At 70.6% G+C, this 20,570-nt stretch carries 14 protein-coding genes; 5 read left to right on the forward strand and 9 right to left on the reverse strand.

Features of this window, described 5'->3' with window-relative positions:
- The first annotated feature begins 86 nt into the window (after positions 1-86).
- The gene (gene recD2, locus AC529_RS14210) at positions 87-2,318 is read left to right on the forward strand and encodes an SF1B family DNA helicase RecD2 (protein ID WP_068757459.1); all 2,232 of its coding nucleotides are present in this window, start codon (positions 87-89) and stop codon (positions 2,316-2,318) included.
- Here recD2 and AC529_RS14215 read toward each other — a convergent pair.
- The 4 genes from AC529_RS14215 to AC529_RS14230 all read right to left on the reverse strand — a co-directional run bounded on the left by AC529_RS14215 (position 2,300) and on the right by AC529_RS14230 (position 8,086).
- Positions 2,300-4,033 (reverse strand): ATP-binding SpoIIE family protein phosphatase, encoded by a 1,734-nt coding sequence (locus AC529_RS14215; RefSeq protein WP_068757460.1) that lies wholly within the window; start codon positions 4,031-4,033, stop codon positions 2,300-2,302. The two genes, recD2 and AC529_RS14215, sit on opposite strands and share 19 nt — an antisense overlap.
- A 123-nt stretch (positions 4,034-4,156) precedes the next feature.
- Positions 4,157-4,825: a class I SAM-dependent DNA methyltransferase gene (locus tag AC529_RS14220; protein ID WP_068757462.1), complete on the reverse strand. Its 669-nt coding sequence runs from the start codon at positions 4,823-4,825 to the stop codon at positions 4,157-4,159.
- A gap of 427 nt (positions 4,826-5,252) precedes the next feature.
- Positions 5,253-6,632, reverse strand: a complete 1,380-nt coding sequence (gene ggh / locus AC529_RS14225; protein WP_083948235.1) for a glucosylglycerate hydrolase — start codon at positions 6,630-6,632, stop codon at positions 5,253-5,255.
- Between the two features lie 443 nt (positions 6,633-7,075).
- Positions 7,076-8,086 (reverse strand): GHMP family kinase ATP-binding protein, encoded by a 1,011-nt coding sequence (locus AC529_RS14230; RefSeq protein WP_083948276.1) that lies wholly within the window; start codon positions 8,084-8,086, stop codon positions 7,076-7,078.
- A 339-nt stretch (positions 8,087-8,425) separates the two neighbouring features.
- Between AC529_RS14230 and AC529_RS14235 the strand changes: the two genes are divergently transcribed.
- Positions 8,426-8,749: a helix-turn-helix domain-containing protein gene (locus AC529_RS14235; RefSeq protein WP_068757463.1), complete on the forward strand. Its 324-nt coding sequence runs from the start codon at positions 8,426-8,428 to the stop codon at positions 8,747-8,749.
- 102 nt (positions 8,750-8,851) lie between these two features.
- Here AC529_RS14235 and AC529_RS14240 read toward each other — a convergent pair whose 3' ends face one another.
- Together AC529_RS14240 and AC529_RS20555 are read right to left on the reverse strand one after the other, a co-directional pair.
- Complete coding sequence (locus tag AC529_RS14240; RefSeq protein WP_332307065.1) at positions 8,852-9,973, reverse strand: cytochrome P450 family protein; 1,122 nt, start codon at positions 9,971-9,973, stop codon at positions 8,852-8,854.
- Positions 9,940-11,265: a cytochrome P450 gene (locus tag AC529_RS20555; protein WP_232306738.1), complete on the reverse strand. Its 1,326-nt coding sequence runs from the start codon at positions 11,263-11,265 to the stop codon at positions 9,940-9,942. The genes AC529_RS14240 and AC529_RS20555 overlap by 34 nt, the downstream gene beginning before the upstream one ends.
- 360 nt (positions 11,266-11,625) lie before the next feature.
- On the opposite strand from AC529_RS20555, the gene AC529_RS14250 reads away from it, so the two are divergent.
- Genes AC529_RS14250 through AC529_RS14260 form a run of 3 tightly spaced genes read left to right on the forward strand, consistent with a single transcriptional unit; the run spans position 11,626 to position 14,167 of the window.
- The gene (locus tag AC529_RS14250) at positions 11,626-12,495 is read left to right on the forward strand and encodes an oxygenase MpaB family protein (protein WP_232306753.1); all 870 of its coding nucleotides are present in this window, start codon (positions 11,626-11,628) and stop codon (positions 12,493-12,495) included.
- Positions 12,496-12,530: 35 nt separating this feature from the next.
- The gene (locus tag AC529_RS14255) at positions 12,531-13,856 is read left to right on the forward strand and encodes a phosphoribosyltransferase (protein WP_068757466.1); all 1,326 of its coding nucleotides are present in this window, start codon (positions 12,531-12,533) and stop codon (positions 13,854-13,856) included.
- A gap of 41 nt (positions 13,857-13,897) precedes the next feature.
- Complete coding sequence (locus AC529_RS14260) at positions 13,898-14,167, forward strand: DUF3099 domain-containing protein (protein WP_269745546.1); 270 nt, start codon at positions 13,898-13,900, stop codon at positions 14,165-14,167.
- A gap of 99 nt (positions 14,168-14,266) precedes the next feature.
- Here AC529_RS14260 and AC529_RS14265 read toward each other — a convergent pair whose 3' ends face one another.
- The 3 genes from AC529_RS14265 to AC529_RS14275 all read right to left on the reverse strand — a co-directional run bounded on the left by AC529_RS14265 (position 14,267) and on the right by AC529_RS14275 (position 20,489).
- On the reverse strand, positions 14,267-17,680 hold the full coding sequence (locus tag AC529_RS14265; protein WP_068757467.1) for a DEAD/DEAH box helicase family protein: 3,414 nt from the start codon (positions 17,678-17,680) through the stop codon (positions 14,267-14,269).
- Positions 17,681-17,766: 86 nt separating this feature from the next.
- Positions 17,767-18,972, reverse strand: coding sequence for a restriction endonuclease subunit S (locus tag AC529_RS19720; RefSeq protein WP_083948241.1), 1,206 nt, complete (start codon positions 18,970-18,972; stop codon positions 17,767-17,769).
- Positions 18,969-20,489, reverse strand: a complete 1,521-nt coding sequence (locus AC529_RS14275) for a type I restriction-modification system subunit M (RefSeq protein ID WP_068757470.1) — start codon at positions 20,487-20,489, stop codon at positions 18,969-18,971. Before AC529_RS14275 ends, AC529_RS19720 begins: the two co-directional genes overlap by 4 nt.
- Between the last annotated feature and the right edge of the window lie 81 nt (positions 20,490-20,570).

Below are 20,570 nucleotides of genomic sequence, written 5' to 3' on the forward strand. Positions count from 1 at the left end.
TTCGCACTCCCGGAACGGACACCGCCCCGGTTGGGTACCGTCGGCGGTGTCCCCTGTCCACCCCGACCGTCCGGGAGGTGCCCCCCATGGCGTCCGGTGAACCGTTCCGCCTGTCGGTGCTGGAAGGAGTGCTGGAGCGCGTCACCTACGCCAACGAGGAGACCGGCTACACCGTGGCCCGCGTCGACACCGGACGCGGCGGCGACCTGGTGACCGTGGTCGGCGCGCTGCTGGGCGCCCACCCCGGCGAGTCGCTGCGCATGGAGGGCCGCTGGACCTCCCACCCCCAGTACGGGCGGCAGTTCCAGGTGGAGAACTACACCACGGTCCTGCCCGCCACCGTGCAGGGCATCCGCCGCTACCTGGGCTCCGGCCTGGTCAAGGGCGTGGGGCCGCGGCTGGCCGAGCACATCGTCAACCACTTCGGCGCCGAGGCGCTCGACATCATCGAGCACACCCCCGAACGGCTCATGGAGGTCCCCAAGCTCGGCCCCAAACGCACCAAGATCATCACCGAGGCCTGGGAGGAGCAGAAGGCCATCAAGGAGGTGATGGTCTTCCTGCAGACCGTCCGGGTCTCCACCTCCCTGGCGGTGCGCATCTACAAGAAGTACGGCGACGACGCGATCCGCGTGGTGCGCGAGGAGCCCTACTCGCTGGCCGCCGACGTGTGGGGCATCGGCTTCAAGACCGCCGACGCCATCGCCCAGGCCGTCGGCATCCCGCACGACAGCCCCCAGCGCGTCAAGGCCGGCATCCAGTTCACCCTGTCGGAGTCCACCGGCGACGGCCACTGCTACCTGCCCGAGGAGACGCTGATCAGCGAGGCCGTCAAGATCCTCCAGGTGGACTCCGCCCTGGTGATCGACTGCCTGGCCGAACTCGTCGCCGAGGAGGGGGTGGTGCGCGAGAAGCTGCCCGACCGCGACGGCGAGACGGTGACGGGCATCTACCTGCTCCCCTTCCACCGCGCCGAGACGGCACTGGCCAACCAGTTGCGCGCCCTGCTCAACGCCGACCAGGACCGGCTGGGCGCCTTCGCCGACGTCGACTGGGACCGGGCACTGTCGTGGCTGCGCTCCCGCACCGGCGCCGAACTGGCCCCCGAACAGGAGAAGGCGGTCAAACTCGCCCTGACCAGCAAGGTCGCGGTCCTCACCGGCGGCCCCGGCTGCGGCAAGTCCTTCACCGTCTCCTCCATCATCACCCTGGCCGCCGCCAAACGCGCCAAGATCGTGCTGGCCGCCCCCACCGGGCGCGCCGCCAAACGGCTCACCGAGCTGACCGGCCACGAAGCCTCCACCGTGCACCGGCTGCTGGAGCTCAAGCCCGGCGGCGACGCCTCCTACGACCGCGACAACCCCCTCGACTGCGACCTGCTCGTCGTCGACGAGGCGTCCATGCTCGACCTGCTGCTCGCCAACAAACTGGCCAAGGCCGTGCCGCCCGGCGCGCACCTGCTCCTCGTCGGCGACGTCGACCAGTTGCCGTCGGTGGGCGCCGGACAGGTGCTGCGCGACCTGCTGGCGGAGGGCTCGCCGGTGCCCAGCGTCCGCCTCACCCAGGTGTTCCGCCAGGCCGCCAAGTCCGGCGTGGTCACCAACGCGCACCGCGTCAACACCGGCAGGCCCCTGCTGCTGGAGGGCATGTCGGACTTCTTCCTCTTCCCCTGCGAGGACGCCGAGGCCGCCGCCGAGCTCACCGTGGACGTGGTCGCCCGGCGCATCCCGCGCCGCTTCGGCCTGGACCCGCGCCGCGACGTCCAGGTGCTCACCCCCATGCACCGCGGCCCGGCGGGCGCGGGCAACCTCAACGCGCTGTTGCAGGAGGCGCTCACCCCGGCCCGCCCCGGCGCGCCCGAGCGGCGCGTGGGCGGCCGCGTCTTCCGGGTCGGCGACAAGGTGGTGCAGATCCGCAACAACTACGACAAGGGCGCCAACGGGGTGTTCAACGGCACCCTCGGCACCGTCACCGCCATCGACCCGGTCGAGCAGGAGCTGACGGTCCTCACCGACGAGAACGAGGAGGTCGGCTACGACTTCGCGGAACTCGACGAGCTGACCCACGCCTACGCGCTGACCGTCCACCGCTCCCAGGGCAGCGAGTACCCGTGCGTGGTCGTGCCGATGACCACCAGCGCCTGGATGATGCTGCAACGCAACCTGCTGTACACCGCGATCACCCGCGCCAAGAAGCTGGTGGTCCTGGTCGGGTCGCGGCGGGCGATCGCCCAGGCGGTGCGCAGCACCGCCGCCGGACGCCGCCACACCGCGCTGGACCACCGGCTGGGCCGGTGGAGTCAGTCCGCTTCCGCGTAGGCGCTGCCGTCGGGCAGGTCCAGCTCGAACCAGACCACCTTGCCGGTCGTCTTGGCGCTGGCGCCCCACCGCCGCGACAGGTGGCTGACGAGTTGCAGGCCGCGCCCGCCCTCGTCGGTGGTGGACGCCCGGCGCAGCACCGGACGGTGCTGGTCGTCGTCGGTGACCTCGCACAGCAGGATGTCGGTGCGCAGCAGCCGCAGTTCGATCGGCCGGGACGCATAGCGGACGGCGTTGGTGATCAGCTCGGTCGCCAACAGCTCGACCAGGTCGGTCATCTCCGCCAGGCCCCACTCGGCGAGCGTGGTGCGCAGCAGGCGGCGGGCCAGCGCGGGCGTGGTGGGCCGCGGTTGCAGCATCCACTGCGCGAAGTCGCCGCTGGAGATGCCGCGCAGCCGCGCCACCAGCAGCGCCACGTCGTCCTCCTGCTCGGCGGTGTTCAGCGCCTGGAGCAGCGTCTGGCACTGCTCCTCCAGCGGCAGGTCCGGGTCGCTGAGGTGGGCGCGCAGCTCCTCCAGCCCGGACTCCACGTCCCGGGTGCGCGTCTCCACCAGCCCGTCGGTGCACAGCACCAGCACGTCGCCGTCGGCGACGCTGAACTCGAAGGACTCGAAGGCCACCCCGCCCAGCCCGATGGGCGCCCCGGTGGGCGGGCGCAGCACCTCGGTGCTGCCGTCGCCGCGCAGCAGCACCGGCGGCACGTGCCCGGCGCTGGCGATCGTGCACAGGTGGATGACCGGGTCGTAGACCGCGTACAGGCAGGTGGCCAGGTAGGTGTCGCCGAGCTGGTGGGCCAGGTCGTCCAGGTGGCGCAGCACCTGGTCGGGCGGCAGGTCCATGGCGGCCAGGGTCTGCACCGCGGTGCGGAACTGGCCCATGACCGCGGCGGAGCGCAGCCCGTGCCCCATGACGTCGCCCACGACGAGCGCCACCCGGTTGCCCGGCAGCGGGATCGCGTCGAACCAGTCGCCGCCGACCTGGGCGGTGTGGCTGCTGCTGACGTACCGGGAGGCGATGTCCACGCTGGACAGCCGGGAGGGCAGGGTCGGCAGCATGCTGTGTTGCAGGGAGTCGCCGACGCTGGCCTGCACCTGGTACAGGTAGCCGTTGTCGACGCCGAGGCTGGCCTGGGCGGTCAGTTGGCGCGCGGTGAGCACGTCGACCTCGTCGAAGCCGGGCCGGTCGGGGTGGCGGGCCAGGACGGCGGCGCCCAGCTTGCGCCCCCGCACCGTCAGCGGCACGACGAGCAGCGGACAGCCCGACAGGTTGCGCCCGCCCGGACCGTCGCCCAGGACCGCCGCGGTCACGGGGTCCACGGAGCAGACCACGGGCTGCCCCTCGGCCATCGCCCGGTGCACCGGGTGGGCGGGCACGGGTGTCCAGGTGTCGCCCGTGACGGCGAGGGCGCGCCAGCGGGGGTGGTCGTCGTGGGTGACCGCGGTCTGCCACAGGGTCCGCGACGACGGAGGAGCGGGCTCGGGAGGCCCCACCTCCAGGCGGTGCGGCAGGCGCAGGGCGTCCACCAGGTGCACCGCGGCGAAGTCCGCCAGGGTGGGCACCAGCGCGTCGGCCAGACCCCAGGTGGTCTTCTCCGGGTCGAGGCTGGCGCCGATCGCCATGGTCGCCTCGTTGAGGAAGCCGAGGCGGTCCCGGAGCAGTGCCCGCGGCTCCGGGACGTCGGGAGAGGTGCTGCGCCTGTGTGGTCTCGGTTCCATCGGTGTGGGCTCTCCGCGTTCGACGGACGGTCCTGGGAGGGTGGGGCTGCGCGGCCGGGAAGCGGAGCAGGGCCGCCCGGCGGCGGCCTGCCCGCTTCCGCGACGCAGCGGCCCGGAGGAGTGTCAGTCGATGCGGCGACAGGTGAGGAAGAGCTGGACTTCGGGGTAGGCCTGGGAGCTGGCCGGGGCGTAGGAGAAGGCGTTCTGGTGCTCGACGGAGAAGCCGGCGTCCTCGACCACGGCGCGCAGTTCGTCGCGCAGGTAGCCGCTGACGTGGACCAGGTTGCCCAGGAAGGGGATGGGCTCGTCGTCGATGTCGGCCTCCACCATGGACAGGCAGAACCAGCCGCCGGGCACCAGCGCGCGGTGGATCGACCTGAGGACCTCGGGGATGCGCGCGCGGGGCAGCATCAGCAGCGCGAAGAACGCGACCACGGCGTCGTATTCCTGCTCCGCCTTCAGGTCGACGATGTCGGCGACGTGGAACTCCCCCTCGGGGACGTTGCGGCGGGCCAGGTCCACCATGGCGGGGGAGATGTCGGTGCCGGTGACCCGGAACCCGGCGTCGACGAGCTGTCGGCTGGTCGGTATCCCGGTGCCGCAGCCGAGGTCGAGCACGTGGGCGCCCTTCGGCAGGTGGGCGGCGAGCCGCTGCACGGTCTCGATCTGCCCCTCCTTGTGCGGGAACGCCTCGTCGTAGTTCTGCCCGATGTTGTCGAACGCCGCCGCGTGGCTGGCCGCCCGTTCCTTCCACGCCTCGGCGGAGGTGATGTCCTGCGTTTCGCCAGTCATCGTGATGTGCCCCTTTGACTTTCGCCAGAGTTTTCGGCTGGCCGGAAAGTACAGTTCCCCGGAAAGGGGATGCGATCCTACCCCGTTTATGATCATGTGGCCACGCGCGAGGAAAAAACGGATGCGAATGATTCATGTAACGGATCGACCGTTGCATTTTGGGGCTTAAGGCCTAATTCAGACGCTACCTGGCAAACGCGACAAAAGGGTGTTGTGGGTGTGGTGGGTCCGGAGCGGGTGCGCCTCCCCTCACGGCCTGCGCGGCCGCGAGCAGCCCCGGCGCACTCCGCACGGGCCGGCCCCGTACCACCCCGCTCCGACGCGCCGCGAACAGGGCGGGCAGCGGCAGCACGGGCGCGGTACGCCGAGAGCGCGCCCCCTCACGGCCTGCGCGGCCGCGAGCGCCCTCTGGCGCGGCTTTCGCGGCTCAGCCCTCGTACAGCCAGTCCAGCACGACCGCGGCCGTCCACGACTGGCTGAGACTGCCCAGCGGGGCGCCGGTGAGCGGGTGGTAGTACTCGGCGAAGGTGCCGTCGGAGACCAGGCGCAGCGTCTCGGCGCGGATGTCGGCGGCCGTGTCGTACATGCCGCCCCGGCGCATCGCCCAACTGAACAGCCAACTGATCACCGGCCACTGCGGCCCCCGCCAGTACTGCTTGGGCATGAAGTGGGGGGAGGAGGGGGAGACCGTGGGCGGGGTGGCGACGACCAGGTCGGGGTGGCCCATCCAGTCCGGGCCCTCCAGGACGGCCAGCATCTCCGCCTGCTGCTGCGGGTCCAGCCCGCCGCACAGCAGCGGGGCGAAACCGGCGATGCTGGGAGTGGAGACCCACTGCCCGGCGCGCACGTCGTAGTCGCGCGCCAGCCCGGTCACCGGGTCGCGGGTGTCCAGCACCGCGGCCCGCGAGCGCGCCGCCCACCGCCGCAACTGCGCGATCTGCTCCTCGGGCTGGCCCCCCTCCTCGCCGAGCTCGGCCAGCACCTCGCAGGAGAGCGCGAACAGCGCGGTCATGAACACGTCGCCCACCAGGAAGCTGCCGGTGCGCACGACCTCGTCGGGGCGGTAGCCGACGCGCCGCATCTCCTCGATCAGCCACAGGTAGCGGTCGTACTCGGCGTCGGTGGGCCGCTCGCCCTCGTCGCCCACCTTGTCGAGGTCCTTGCGCACGTACGGCGGCAGGTCCGCACCCGGCTGCACCGCCGCGTAGGCGGAGTCCCAGCGGGGCGAGTTGTCCATGCCGGACTCCCAGCCGTGCGTCACCGCGATCAGGCCGGTGCCCAGCGGGTCGCGGTAGGTGGCCAGCCACCGCTGCCAGGCGAACAGCCGGGGCCAACTGTAGTGCAGCAGCGACTCGGCGCGGCGGCGGTCCGCACCGGAGCGCCGCCGCCCGGCGTCCACGATCTTGCGCAGCGCGATGGCGTGGACCGGGGGCTGGCAGATGCCGGAGGTGTGCGGGCGGGCCGGCGCGTGCTCGCACACCACCGCCGTCTGCCAGCGGTCGGGACCGGGGAAGTAGCCGTTCTCCTCGCTGAACACGATGTGCGGGATCATGCCGTCGGCCCACTGCCCGCTCAGCAGGGTCTCCATCTCCCGGGCGGCACGGTCCACGTCCAACTGGGCCAGGCCCACCATGATGAACGCGGCGTCCCAGCTCCACATGTGGGGGTAGAGGCGCGGCGAGGCCGTCACCATGGTTCCGGTGTCGTTGCCGGCCAGGACCCAGGCCGCACCCGAGGCGAGCGCGACGGATCCCAGCCGGGGGCGCTGTGGTTGGGGCGCGAACAGGCCGATGGGGCCCGTGGTCATGGAAGTCTCCAAAGGGACGAGGTGCTGCCGGGTAGAGACGGGTTCGGTCCGATGCTCGCGCGCCTGTTGCGGGTGCGGGAGAGGAGCAACGAGCGTGTTAATAAAATGTTACAGCCACGGTCAGGGAAGAGCCATCCTTCTGGCGAATGCCGGGCTGCCCCGAAACAGGTTTTCTGCGCGCCTTTGCGCCGACGCCCGAGCCTCGTGTGCGGACCCGTTTCCGCTATGGTGCCGCGCTTCCCGCGCGGAACCGAGCCTCCTGGTCGAATGTGTCTCGCGTCACGTCCGCCGGTAAAGTGCGGTTTGTCCGGGCGTGGGCTCCAACCGCAGGTCACCGCCGTCGCCGCGCACCACAAGCGGAGGAAAGCCGCAAAAGACGCCAGAACACCGCCACCGACAGGCCGATACCGGCACCGACCGGATCCCGTAGTTCCAGACGTCCCTTAACCGGCGGGCCGTTCGGCCCCGCACCGCCCGGCCCGCGCCTCACCGCGCCCCGCCCGACCACGCGTCCCCGACGCCGCACACCCCCGCCCGACGGGCACCGCAGGAGAGGGCACCCGAAAGACCCGGGTCACCGGCACACCGCTGCCCCGCAGCAGGTGCACACACGCCCGCACCCGCTCGGCCAGGTCCGGCACCGCGGCGTCGAAGAGCACACCCGCCACGTTGCCGCTGTGCGCGACCTGCACCCCCGTGCCGCCGCTGCCGCGGGCCGCCTCCTCCACCGCGGGCAGCTCCGGCTTGGGCACGGCGCGCTGGTTGCGCCGGGCACTCTCGGTGGCGACCCGGCCCAGCAGCACCGGATCGGCCTCGGCCACCGCCCGCCGCAGCAGCGCGCGCAGCTCCTCGAACGCCGCCAGGTCCGCCGCCCCGTAGCGGACGGGCGCCAGCCGCAGCGTGTCCACCGCACGCCCCCCGCCGGTCAGACAGCCCACCACCACGCTCGCGGGCAGGGCCGCGCCGAACTCCTCCAGGACGCGCCCCTCGCGCTGCGCGAACAGCACCGGACGCTCCCCGAGCATGGTCGGGTCGGCCGCGGTCTCGGCGCGCACCGCGATCCGCGCCACCTCCCGCGCGGACAGCTCCACGGCGAAGCACGCCGCCACCGCGCGCACGGCCGCGATGACGTCACTGGTGGAAGAACCCATGCCCAGGCCCACCGGCGCGCCGCCGCGCAGCACCAGCCGCCCACCGCACACGGCACGTCCCGACCGCCGGGCGCACTCGGCGACGGCCAGCCGCGCGGCCCGCGCGGCCTTGACCCGACCGGCGGGGACCACCGCGATCCGGTGGGCGGGCGCGTGGGGCAGGGGCACGAACACGGCGCGCGTCACGGGCGCGGCCAGCGGCAGGGTGACCAGGCCCCGGCAGGGCCTGCCCCCGCCGTCGCGGAAGACGCCCTGGAGGATCTCCCCGTGGTGGCAGGGCGCCGACCCCCGGCCCAGGGTCACGGCCCGCACCCCGCGCCGGGCACGGCCGCACCACAGCCCCGGCACGGCGGGGCGGCACAACTCTGGGCGGGCACGACGCGAGCCTAGCCCCCGGCCCCGCCGCCCCGGCAGGCGGGGCCGCCTCCCACCGGGAACACCCCCACGGCCACCCGCCGACACGGGGCCGCACCCCCGCCCCCCAAGACAACAAACCAGCGAAAAACAGGATTTTTCGTGAAGACGCTATTATCGTCGCGAAACGACAGACCGGACCTTTCCCACATCCGTCGGCTCCACCGCGAAGACCGGCGACACGCCGCAGTCCACGCCGACAGCCCGACGGCTCCCACGAGACAAGCGATGAGCGACTACATCCCCCCGGCGGCCCTCCCGGAAGACTTCCTGCAGCGCGCCGACGTCCAGGAAGCCCTGGCCCGCAGGGACTTCGGACAGCTCTTCCACCTCGCGCGGAAGTGGGCGGGCATCAGCTACAGCAAGATCGCCGCCTCCTGCGGCATCAAACCCGAACGGGTGGGACGGCTGGCCCGCGGCACCGGCTCCATCACCACCTACGACAAGATCGTCCAGATCTGCGACGGCATGCGCATCCCCGGCCACTTCCTCGGCCTGCTGCCCCGCCCCTGGGAGAACCAGCAGGACCCCGCCGGCAGCACCCGCCCCTGAGACCGCCCGGACCCGCCGCCGACCGGCGGACGGACGGACCGGCCCCGGGGCACCGCCCCGCGCCGGACCCGCCCGCCGCCGGCCGACCTCACACCCGCACCGTCACGCCGCGGCCCGCTGCGCGCTCAACCGCACCGGCAGCGACGCCGGGGAGTTGATGAACACCGACCCCAGCCGCGGCACGTCCCCCTCCACCAGGGAGACCTCCGGGAACCGGGTGAACAGCGCCTTCAGGGCCACCTCCAGCTCCAGGCGGGCCAGCGCAGCACCCAGGCAGGTGTGCGGGCCGTGCCCGAAGGCCAGGTGCCGGGGACGCGACCGGGTCAGGTCGAACTCCGCGGCATCCGCACCGTAGCGGTCGGTGTCGAGGTTGGCCGCCAGGTAGGCGAGCAGCACCGGCTCCCCGGCCCGCACCGTCCGCCCGCCGATCTCCACGTCCTCGGCGGCGAACAGGAACGGCAGCGTCGCCACGCTCCCCGCCTGCCGCAGCACCTCCTCCACCGCGTCCGTCCACGCCGCCGACCCCGACCGCAGCAGCGCCAACTGCTCCGGGTGCGACAGCAGCGCCTGCACACCGTTGACCAGCGCAGACGACGTCGTCTCGAACCCGGCGGTCACCAGCAGCCACAGCGTGTCACGCAGCTCGGCGTCGCTGAGCTGGTGCTCCTCGTCGGTCGCCGACACCAGCGCCGACGTCAGGTCCTCGCCCGGCTCGCTGCGCTTGTCCGAGATCAGCTCGGTGAGGAACGCGTCCAACTGCTCACGCATGGCGCGCACCTCCTCCGGCGTGGACGGCGAGAACGCCGTGGCCACCATCTGCCGCATCCGGTCGTGGTCGCGCTCGGGAATCCCGAACAGCTCGCTGAACACCCGCATCGACAGCGGATAGGCGAACTCGGCCTTGAGGTCGACCGGGCCGTCCCGCTCGGCCAGCTCCTCCAGCAGGGAGTCCACGACCGCGCCGACCGCCGGGCGCAGCGCCTCCACCCGCCGCGGGGTGAACGCCTTGGAGACCGGGCCGCGCATCCGCCGGTGCGCCTCACCGTCCACGGTGAGCATGTTGTCCAGGTACACCATCGCCGCCACCGGGTGGTCGGTGGCGACCTCCCCCTCCGACAGGGCACGCCAGGTGCGCCAGTTGCGGCGGAACCGGGTGTCGACCAGCGCCTCGCGCAACTCCCGGTCGTGGGTCAGCGCCCAAACCTCCAGACCTTCCACCACCACGCGGGCAAGCGGCCCCGCTTCACGGAGCCGGAGGGCTTGGTCGTGGGCGTCTGAGGGGACGAGGACGATGGGTTCGGGGACTGCGGCCATGAGGCTTCTCCAGGTGGGGTGATGTCAACGGGGTAGAAGGTGACGGGCAGGGACTTCAGGCCGTGCGCGAACAGCGACCTGCGCCACTCCAGCGTCTCGGCGGGCACCGCCAGCCGCACGTCCGGCAGCAGGTCCAGCAGCGCCTCCACGGCGTCCACCGCGATCTGGCGGGCGATCTGCTGGGCCGGACACGCGTGCGGGCCGGTGCCCCACGCCAGGTGGGCACGCATCCCCGACAGGCTGAGCGGGTCGATGTAGGGGGCCACCGTCGGATCGGCGTGCGCCGGACCGTAACCGATGATCAGACAGTCGCCCTCGGACAGGCGGGCCCCCTCCAACACGGTGTCGCGCACCGGGTAGCGGCCCGGAAGCAGCGTGATCGGCGGAGACCGCCACAGCACCGTGTCGACCACGTCCTCCACCCGCAGGTGCGCCCCCGCCACGTCGTGCCGGACCTGCTGGTCCGTCATCAGCGTGTACACCGTGTTGGCGATCAGGTTCATCAACGGGTCGTGCGCCGCCGAGATCAACAGGATGAGCTGGTGCGCGATCTCCTCGTCGTCCAACGCGTTGGGGTGGACGACCATCCGCGACACGATGTCGGACCCCGGCTCCTCCCGCCTGCGGGCGGTCACCGCCTGGGCGTAGGAGAACAGGCCCAGCCGCGCCGCCTCCGCCTGCTCACCGCCGTCCCACACCTGCCGCATCAGGTCCACCAGGTCGGCGCCCTCCTGCGGCGGCAGGCCGAAGTAGCGGTTGAGCACCAGCAGCGGCACCCGGAACGCAAAGTCGGACACCAGGTCGGCACGCCCCGACTGCGCCACCGGCGCCAGCAGCTCGGTGGAGATCCGCCGCACCGCCAGCCGCGTGCCGTCGGCGGTGATCCCGCTGAGCGCGTCCACGATCACCGGACGGTAGCGGCTGTGGTCGGGATCGTCGGAGGCCAGCGCGTTGCGGAAGTACCAGAACGGACCCGGCACCTTCTCCGGGGTGGCCCGCCCCTCCCGGGCCTCCCGCCACCGCCGCGGATCACGCGCGAACTCCGTGGAATCCTGCAACACCCGGCGGTTGGCGTCGTAGCCCAGCAGGATCCACGCGGCCACCCCCGGCGCCACCTCCACGGGCGCCACGGCACCGAACCGCTTGCGCAGCCGCTCCAACAGCTCCGGAAGGTTGGTGTCCAACTCCCCGTGCACGGGCACCGCCAGACGGTGCAACGCCTCCGGATGGGACAGGTCGACAGGGCAGCCGCCGGGGGGCCCCTCCCCAGTGCGGGACTCCGGACGGTCTGCCGGAAAGAGTGGCTGGTTCACGAACCACCGCCCGCAGACAGGATCCAGCGGGAACGAAGAAAACGAGAAGACATCAGACTCATAACGCCAAGATCGTGAACAACCCTCCGCCCGTTTGTCATGCCCATGACGGATATCCCCATGATGGGGATGCCCCGTGTCGGTACCATCGGACCTGTGACGGTCCACGAGCAGGCAGACGCCGCAGAACCGAGACCGACCTTCGCCCTGCCCGAGGAGGTCACCTGGCGGCTGCACCTCGACCGCGCCATGTGGGTGGCAGGCGTACGCGCCCTCATGCTCCAAGCCCTGCACCCCGTCGCCCTCCAAGGCGTCTGGCAGCGCTCCGACTTCCGCACCGACCCCACCGGACGCCTCCTGCGCACCGCCGACTACGTCGCCGTCACCACCTACGGCAGCCCCGCCGAGGTCGAACAGGCCGCCGCCCGCGTCCGACACGTCCACGCCCGACTGTCCTTCACCGACCCGGCCACCGGCCGCCGCCACCGCGTCGACGAACCCGACCTGCTGCTGTGGGTGCACTGCGCCGAAGTCGTCTCCTACCTGGAAGTGGTGGCCCGCGCGGGACTCCCGCTCACCCGCGCCGACGCCGACCGCTACCTCGCCGAACAGGTTCGCACCGCCACCCTCGTCGGACTCGACCCCGCCGACGTGCCCGCCTCCGTCGCACAGATGCGCCGCTACCTCGCCGCGATCCGCCCCCGCCTGCGCGCCGGACCCCAGGCCCGCGCCGTGGCCCGCTACCTGCTGTGGCCCGCCCTGCCCGACCGGCTCGCCCCACTGCGCCCCCTGCGACCGCTGTGGCTGCCCGTCGGCGCCCTCGCCTACTACACGCTGCCGGACTGGGCACGCCGCGCCTACCGGCTGCTGCCCGAACCACCCGGCACCCAGACCGCCGTCACCGCCGCCCTCGGCGCGCTGCGCACCGCCCTCAACGCCCTGCCCACCACCGTCTACAACCTCCTCTTCGACGAAGCCACCGTGCGCCGCGCCGACGCCGCCAGACACCGGCTCGCCGCAGCCGGATACGACGTCAGCCGCGGCCTGCAAGGCCTGCGCCGCCCCGCCTCCCGGCCACCCGGCCGCACCCACCCGAATCAGCCCGCCCCGCACGGGTAGCAGCCCCCACGAGGACACCCGCCGGGAGGGCCGAGATGACCTACATCAACCGGACGGACGCGGGACGACGCCTCGCCGCACAGACGGCACGCCGACTCGGCGGCCAGGACACCGTCGTCCTCGGCCTGCCGCGCGGCGGCGTCCCCGTCGCCCACGAGGTCGCCACCGCGCTCGACGCACCCCTGGACGTCATCGTGGTCCGCAAGATCGGCGTCCCCTACCAGCCGGAACTCGCCATGGGCGCGATCGGCGAAGACGACGTCCGCGTCGTCGACCGGCGCGTCCGCGCCATGACCGGCCTCGGCGACGACGACTTCGCCGCCGTGGAACGCCGCGAACGCGCAGAACTGCACCGCCGCGTCCACCGCTTCCGCGCAGGACGCCCCAGGACACCACTGCACGGCCGCACCGCCGTCGTCGTCGACGACGGCATCGCCACCGGCTCCACCGCACGCGCCGCCTGCCAGGTCGCCCGACGCCTGGGCGCACGCCGCGTCGTCCTGGCCGCCCCGGTCGGCTCACCCGACGCGGTCGCCCGACTGCACGACGACGCCGACGAGGTGATCTGCCCGCTGGTCCCCGACGGCTTCTCCGCGATCGGCGAGTGGTACACCGACTTCACCCAGACCACCGACGACGAGGTCACCGCACTCCTCGCCCGAGCAGCCGCCCGCCCCCGCACCGAACACACCCCCTCGCACGGCCCCGCCGTCGACGAGGTCGAGATCCAGGCCGGACCCGTCCGCCTGCCCGGACACCTGACCGTGCCGCAACGGGCCGTGGGCATCGTGGTGTTCGCCCACGGCAGCGGCAGCGGACGGAACTCGCCGCGCAACCGCGCCGTCGCCGAGGAACTGCACCGGGGCGGACTGGCCACCCTCCTGTTCGACCTGCTCGACGACGCCGAAGCCGAGGAACGGGCCAACGTGTTCGACATCGCCCTGCTCGCCGGACGGCTCGCCGTGGCCGCCGAGTGGGTGCGCGAACGCCCCGACACCGCCCGACTGCCCCTCGGCTACTTCGGCGCCAGCACCGGAGCCGCCGCCGCACTCGCCGCCGCCGCCCGACCGGACAGCGACGCCCAGGCCGTCGTGTCCCGCGGCGGCCGCCCCGACCTCGCCGGAGAGGCCCTGGAATCGGTGCGCGCCGCCACCCTGCTCGTCGTCGGCGGCGACGACCAGACCGTCCTCGACCTCAACCGCAGGGCCCGGGTGCGGCTGCGCTGCGAGCACCGGCTCACCGTGATCCCCGGCGCAGGCCACCTCTTCGAGGAGCCGGGCGCGCTGACCACCGTCGCAGAACTGGCCCGCGACTGGTTCACCACCCACCTGGCCGCGGCCCCGCGCCCGGCCCGGCGCTGAACCGCCCGGACCGCCCGACCAGAAGGAGGAGGCGAAGGACCGTGGCCGTGCACCGGTGGAGCAGCACCGCGCTACGGCGCTGGCGCGGCCAGCCGCGCCGCAGACGGCGCTACGAGGCGCTGATGGCGGCATGCCTGCTGCTGTTCGCACTGTCCGCGCCGGTCGGCATGCTGCTCGGCGCGGGCTGGGGCCTGGCGATGTGCGTGGCCGCAACCGCCATCCCGCCCGTCGCCGTGGTCATCGCCAACACCGCCGACCCCCGCGACCCCAAGGACCACGACGCCCGGTACGGCCCCAACGCGCCCCGCTGAGCCGGGGACCGGACGCGGCCGACCTCCGGCTCAGCGCACCATCGGCCATGGCACCAGGGCCGTTTGCGGCACCGGCCATGGCCACGGGGCAGACGGCGCTCAGGAAGGCACGGCCGTCGCCTCTATACGGCCCAGCACCTCCACCAGCGCCTCCATGCCGTCCTCGTCGAACAGGTCCTCGGGGCCGTTGGGGGCCAGCTCTGCGAACGGCGACTCGTACAGCGCGCCGACCTCCAGCACCCCGTTGCGCTCCAGGTAGTCGACCATCCTCACCACGAACCGCGTCTGCGCGGCGCTGAGGGAGCGGCCGTGCCGGAACGCGGAGAAGGCCGCCTCGACCGCGTCGCGGTCCAGACCGAGCTGGAGCCGCACCAGACGGCCGAGGCCGCCCCCGTGCTCCTGCTCCGCCTCCCGCAACTCCTCCGCGGTGCACACCTGCGCCTCCAGCAGCGCCCCCTCCAGGGCGGCCAGGTCGGCGGCATCGACCTGCACCGCCGAACGCAGCTTCCGCACCGCAGGAAGGTCCTCGTGGCCGCGCAGGAAGCGCCGCAGCCGCCCCTCCAACCGGTCGCGTGCGGCGTCCGCCGGCACACCCCGCAGCACGGCCTCCGCGACCTCGCCGAGCTCGTCCTCGAAGTCGGTGTAGACCACCGTCCGCTGCACGGGGTCGACGAACCGCACCAGGGAGCGCATGCGGCGGCGCATCGACTCCAGCATCGGTGCGGTCACGTCCACCCACCACTCGTCCCCGGCGACCTCCTCCAGGAACTCCTGCTGCCGACGCACGTCGGGAATGGAGGTCTTCCCCAGCAGCGCCGATGCGAGCTCCTGGATCCTGCCGCGGAGCCGCTCCTCGCCCGTCAGGTCGCCCGTGAGCCGCCCCAGTTGCAGGCGCAGCGACCACAGGTCGAAACGCCTGGCCTCCTCGGTGTCGTCGTCGGAGCGGTACTCGCTGGGCAGGCCCGCCAGGTGCTCGGTGATCTCGTCGTAGTCCTCCGGGCGCAGACGGCGCCAGTGCGCGTAGTCGCTGTAGAACTCGACCTGGCGCAGGTGCGGGCGGACCAGGAAGCTGTCGCGGTTCATGCCCGCTACCGTGCGGTGCAGGTGGTGGGCCAGCTCACGGCGCAGGCCCGCCTCGCTGCGGGTGCCGTCCTCCTGCGGCTCCTCCTCACCCGCGGCGGCACCGCGCTCGTCGAGGACACGCAGCACCTCCAGACGCTGCCGCATCAGCCGCTCGCCCAGCGACGGGGCCACGTGCCCCTCCGAGGAGGGCAGGTCCTGGTTGAAGAACTCGACGTTGCCGCACAGGTCGAAGACGAGGAAGTCCTCCTTGTCGCGGCCGGGACCGAACAGGTCGGGGCACAGCCGGGTGCCCCGACCGATCATCTGCCAGAACTTGGTCTTGGACCGCACCAGTTTGAACAGCACCAGGTTGACGACCTCGGGTACGTCGATGCCGGTGTCGAGCATGTCCACCGAGATCGCGATGTGCGGAGCCCGGTCGGAGGCGGCGAACCGGTCGATGAGGTCCTGGGCGTACTCGCTGCGGTGGGTGACGACCCGGGCGAATTCGCCCCGGTACTCGGGATAGTTGGCGTTGAACCGCTCCTCGATGAACTCGGCGTGCGCCTGGTTCTTCGCGAAGATGATGGTCTTACCGAGCCGGTCGCCGCCCGCGACCCGGTGGCCGCGGGTCATCAGCACCTCAAGCGCCTTGTCCACGGTGTCGGCGTTGAACAGGAACTTGTTGACCGCCTCGGAGTCCACCTCGTCGGGCGGACCCTCCTCACCCCAGTCGAGGGCGTCCCACTCGGCCTTCTCCTCCTCGCTGAGGTCGTCGTAGCGGATGCCCTCGCGCTGGAACCGCAGCGGCACCGCCACGGTCTTGGGCAGCACCAGGTAGCCGTCGTGGGCGGCGTCCTCCAGGCTGTAGACGTAGGTGGGGTTCCCGGCCTCCAGCTCGAACAGGCGGTAGGTGTTGCGGTCCACCTCGTCCTTGGGGGTGGCGGTCAGGCCCAGCAGCAGCGCGTCGAAGTAGGCGAAGATCTCCCGGTACTTCTGGTAGACCGAGCGGTGCGCCTCGTCGACGACGACCAGGTCGAAGAAGCCGGGACCGAACCGGCGCACCCCCTCGTCGGTGCGGTCGATGAGGTTCATCATGGTCGGGTAGGTCGACACGTACACCCGGCCGTCGGCGTCCCGCTCGGTGACCAGGTTCACCGGGTTGGAGGCGCCCAGGTGGTTTTTGAACGCGTTCACGGCCTGGGTGACCAGCGCGGTGCGGTCGGCCAGGAACAGCACCCGCTTGACCCACCCGGCGCGCATGAGCTGGTCGACGAGGGCGACCGTGGTGCGGGTCTTGCCCGCGCCGGTGGCCATCACCACCAGGGCCTTGCGCCGCCCCGACTCGAACGCTTCGCCGATGCGGCGGATCGCCTCCTTCTGGTAGGGGCGGCCCGCGATGTCGGAGTTGACCGGGACGCCCGCGAGGGCCTGGCGGGCGCGGCGCTGGACGAGCAGCCGCAGTTCGTCCTTGGTGTAGAAACCGCGCACCTGCCGGGGCGGGTACACAGTGTCGTCCCACAGGTAGGTGTCGTAGCCGCTGGTGTAGAAGATCACGGGACGGCGGCCGAACCTGGCTTCCAGGGCGTCAGCGTACAGCTTGGCCTGCTGCTGGCCCTCGGCGGGGCTGCGCCGGGCGCGTTTGGCCTCGACCACGGCGAGCGGGCGGCCGTCGTCGTCCCACAGCACGTAGTCGACCCGGCCGTTGCCGGAGGCGTTGGGCATGCCGGAGACCGGGTACTCGCGGTCGTGTTCGCCGTCGAGGCTCCAGCCCGCCTCCCGCAGCATCAGGTCGATGAGCAGGGCGCGGGTCTGCGCCTCGTCGTAGTCGTGCCGGTCGGCGCGCGCGGAGTTGGCGGCCTTGGCCTCGGCGACCTCGGCGCGCAGCCGCTGGAGTTCGGCGTTGAGCGCTTCGTTGTTCGCGCGGGCCTCGGCGAGTTCGGCGTCCCGGCGGGCGTGCTCCTGCTCCAGCCTCTTGAGTTCGGCCTGCCGCTTGATCCGCTCGGCGGGGGTGGCGGGGCGTTTGATGACGCCCGCGTCGAAGACGAGGGTGTCGGCGGGCAGGTGGGCGGGGTCACGGGTGTAGGTGCGGGCCACCCAGTACAGCACGTGGAACAGTTCGGCCGCGACCTTCACAGCGTCCGAGGCGTGCACCGGCTCGGGCCGGTGCACCGCCCGGTTGCCGATACGCCGGATCACGTCCATCTTCCGCTGGAGAGCAGCACCGACCAGGGCGACCAGCGTCGGCTCGGTGATCAGCCCGTGCAGGTCGTCCCTGGCCGGTCGACGGAGAGAGGCGTCGTACCGGTACAGCCAGTCGACGGTCAGCTCCAGCGCACGCCGCGCGTAGAAGCACGACGTGCGCGGATCGACCCGCGCGAGCCGTTCGGCCCGCACAGCCTCGTCGTACAGTTCCGGCCACTCAGCGGAGAGGAACGCAAAGTTGGACATGCCCGGGATCTTATAGCGGGCGATCTAGAAAAAACGGGCATTTCATCAGAATTGGCTACGAGGCTGGCGGGATACGGCCGCTGCGGCTACGCGGCGTCGGAGAAGAGTTCCCCGCGGAAAGCCCGGTGCTGGAGGGAGGCGAACAGCTCGTCCAGGCGGGCGAGATGGGCGCGGTGGGCCTCCTTGAGGGAGTTGATGGCGGAGACCTGTGAGAGGTAAGCCTGCTGGTTGGCGATCGGGGGAATGTTTACCTGAATTCCTCGCACGTCGCGCTGGTTGATGCTGGACTGGTTGACCGCGTTTTTCGCTGCGGACATGATCTGTGACTTGACGTATCTTGTCTGCAAGAATTGAACAAGATATCCGGGTTCGACTACATCGCGTTTCAGGCTGAACCTCATCATGTTCGACTCGAACACGGTTGGCTCCGGAAGGTGAGGAACCAGGGCGCACTTTCCCAGGTATTCAAGGCTGTTGACCCTGTTGATCAGGACGTCGCCTGGGTGGAGGAGATAACGATCAATTTCGTTGGCTTCGAGTTCAACGCGTTTAAGGGAAGAGGGGTTCTTGATGACTCCGTCGTAGAACGCATCAATCCGGACAATAGGGGTGCCTGTCCCGTACCTGCTCGATGGCTTGTATATCCCGTTCTGGGGGCCGTTGTTGATTAGTTCTCCCAGAGAAACCCTTGTCCAGTTTTTAGTATTTCTTTGGGGGTCGCCGAACATGTCGAGGAAGACGGACTGGATGAGATCGTCGAGGAGGGCGATGGACTCGCGGCGCTTGGCGCGCAGGGCGTCGACCTTGTCGAGGACAGCGGCGATCCGGCGTTGTTCGTTGAGCGGAGGGAGGGGGACGGGAAGTTTCTTTAGATTGTCAATAGGAAAGTTGTCCGCAGTGGTGGCTCGGACCCATTGCAGAATATGCCCTGATCGCTCCTTGATGAATCGGGCTAGATAGTTTGGATCTATGCGATCTGAACAGACCAGGGCCTTCATGTCTTGATTGATGGCGACCGGCCTGCGGTTTAGGCTGACTGGGAGAGTGTGTTTCAGAACTCCAGAGCGAACGACAATTAGGACAGAATTTGCAGGAACGAGTCGGGTGCTGCTGTGCTCAAGTCCTTCCTGGGTGATATTTACTTGAGCCTTGTCTATGTGCCATGATTTCATGTCCTTGGGGGTCACCCAAGGGATGTCGCCACCATAGTAGTCGGGATTGGTTCGGGCTGGGGTTCCGCCGCCGACCACACGGACTACTTCGCCGATGAGAGCTCTGTCCCATTCATTCATTCCAGTAGTCCTTTCAGATCCGACATGCTTTCTTGGATTTCTGTTTCAATTCGGGTCAGATCATTCATGATCTCGGCTGGAGCGCGGTGCTTGACTTCCTCGTAAACGACTTCCTTGTACCGGTTGAGGCTCAGGTCGTAGCCGTTCTCAGCGATCTCGTCCTTAGGGACGCAGAAGCTTTGTTCGGTGCGGGCTCTGTCTTGCTCGTCTGCATTACGCCGGTTCCAGCGAGCGAGTACATCGGGCAGGTTGTTCTTGGCGTGCTCGTCCTCGCTCAACTCTCCGGCTGCGGGAACCGGGCCGAGTTTGTCTTCGGGGAGCAGCGGGTTCCGCTTGTCGTCCAGGCTCAGCCCGTCGGCGGTGACCTCGTAGAACCACACGTTGTCGGTGCCGCCGCTGTTGGTCTTGGTGAACAGCAGGATCGCGGTGGACACCCCTGCGTACGGTTTGAACACCCCGCTGGGCAGCTTGACCACGCCGTCCAGCTTGTGCTCCTCCACCAGGATGCGGCGGATCTCCTTGTGCGCCTTGGTGGACCCGAACAGCACACCGTCCGGCACGATCACCGCTGCCCGGCCGCCCGGCTTGAGCAGGCGCAGGAACAGCGCGAGGAAGAGCAGTTCGGTCTTCTTGGTCTTGACGATCCGCTGGAGGTCCTTGGCGGTGCTCTCGTAGTCGAGACTGCCCGCGAACGGCGGGTTGGCCAGGATCAGGGAGTACTTCTCGGCCTCACCGCTGGCGCTCTCGGCCAGGGAGTCGCGGTAGCGGATGTCGGGGTTCTCCACCCCGTGCAACAGCATGTTCATGCTGCCGATGCGCAGCATGGTGGAGTCGAAGTCGAACCCGTGGAACATGCTGTTGTTGAAGTGCCGGGTCTGCTCGGGGCCGAGCAGAGCGTCGGCATGGGTACGGCGCACGTAGGAGGCCGCCTCCATGAGGAAGCCCGCTGTGCCGCACGCCGGGTCGCAGATCTCGTCATCCGGTCCGGGGGCCGTCATCTCGACCATGAGCTGGATGATGTGGCGGGGCGTGCGGAACTGGCCGTTGTGCCCGGCGGTGGCGATCTTGCTGAGCATGTACTCGTACAGGTCGCCCTTGGTGTCGCCCGCCTCCAGGTCAACTTCGTCGAGCATGTCCACCACCCGGGCCAACAGGCCGGGAGTGGGGATGGTGAACCGGGCATCCCCCATGTGCTCCGAGTAGGTGGAGCCTCCTCCACCGAGGACGCGCAGGAAGGGGAAGACGCCCTTGTCCACGATCTCGTACATGACCTCGGGGGCGTAGCCCTTGAAGACCGACCAGCGGAGGTCCTGCTGGTCGTCGGTGAAGATCGGGTTCTCGATCGGCCGTCTGGTGCGGTTGGCCTTGCGCTCCTTGCGGGTGTGGATCTCGTCCAGCCGCTTGATGAACATCAAGTAGGTGATCTGCTCGATCACCTCCAGGGGGTTGGAGATGCCTCCCGACCAGAAGGCGTCCCACACGCGGTCGATCTTGTTCTTCAGTTCTCCGGTGATCACGCGGCGACCGTACCAGGGTTGGAGGACATATCGGGCCTGTTCTTGCCGTATCGGCGCCGGTGGGAGCGGGAAGTGAGGCCG

Origin of the sequence: Thermobifida cellulosilytica TB100 (assembly GCF_001517975.1) — a bacterium.
GTDB lineage: Bacteria > Actinomycetota > Actinomycetes > Streptosporangiales > Streptosporangiaceae > Thermobifida > Thermobifida cellulosilytica.

Bases quoted from the DNA above. Each gene is read 5' to 3' on its own strand.
- recD2 (WP_068757459.1), top strand. From the start codon at position 87: ATGGCGTCCGGTGAACCGTTCCGCCTGTCGGTGCTGGAAGGAGTGCTG.
- AC529_RS14215 (WP_068757460.1), bottom strand. From the start codon at position 4,033: ATGGAACCGAGACCACACAGGCGCAGCACCTCTCCCGACGTCCCGGAG.
- AC529_RS14220 (WP_068757462.1), bottom strand. From the start codon at position 4,825: ATGACTGGCGAAACGCAGGACATCACCTCCGCCGAGGCGTGGAAGGAA.
- ggh (WP_083948235.1), bottom strand. From the start codon at position 6,632: ATGACCACGGGCCCCATCGGCCTGTTCGCGCCCCAACCACAGCGCCCC.
- AC529_RS14235 (WP_068757463.1), top strand. From the start codon at position 8,426: ATGAGCGACTACATCCCCCCGGCGGCCCTCCCGGAAGACTTCCTGCAG.
- AC529_RS14250 (WP_232306753.1), top strand. From the start codon at position 11,626: ATGTGGGTGGCAGGCGTACGCGCCCTCATGCTCCAAGCCCTGCACCCC.
- AC529_RS14255 (WP_068757466.1), top strand. From the start codon at position 12,531: ATGACCTACATCAACCGGACGGACGCGGGACGACGCCTCGCCGCACAG.
- AC529_RS14265 (WP_068757467.1), bottom strand. From the start codon at position 17,680: ATGTCCAACTTTGCGTTCCTCTCCGCTGAGTGGCCGGAACTGTACGAC.
- AC529_RS19720 (WP_083948241.1), bottom strand. From the start codon at position 18,972: ATGAATGAATGGGACAGAGCTCTCATCGGCGAAGTAGTCCGTGTGGTC.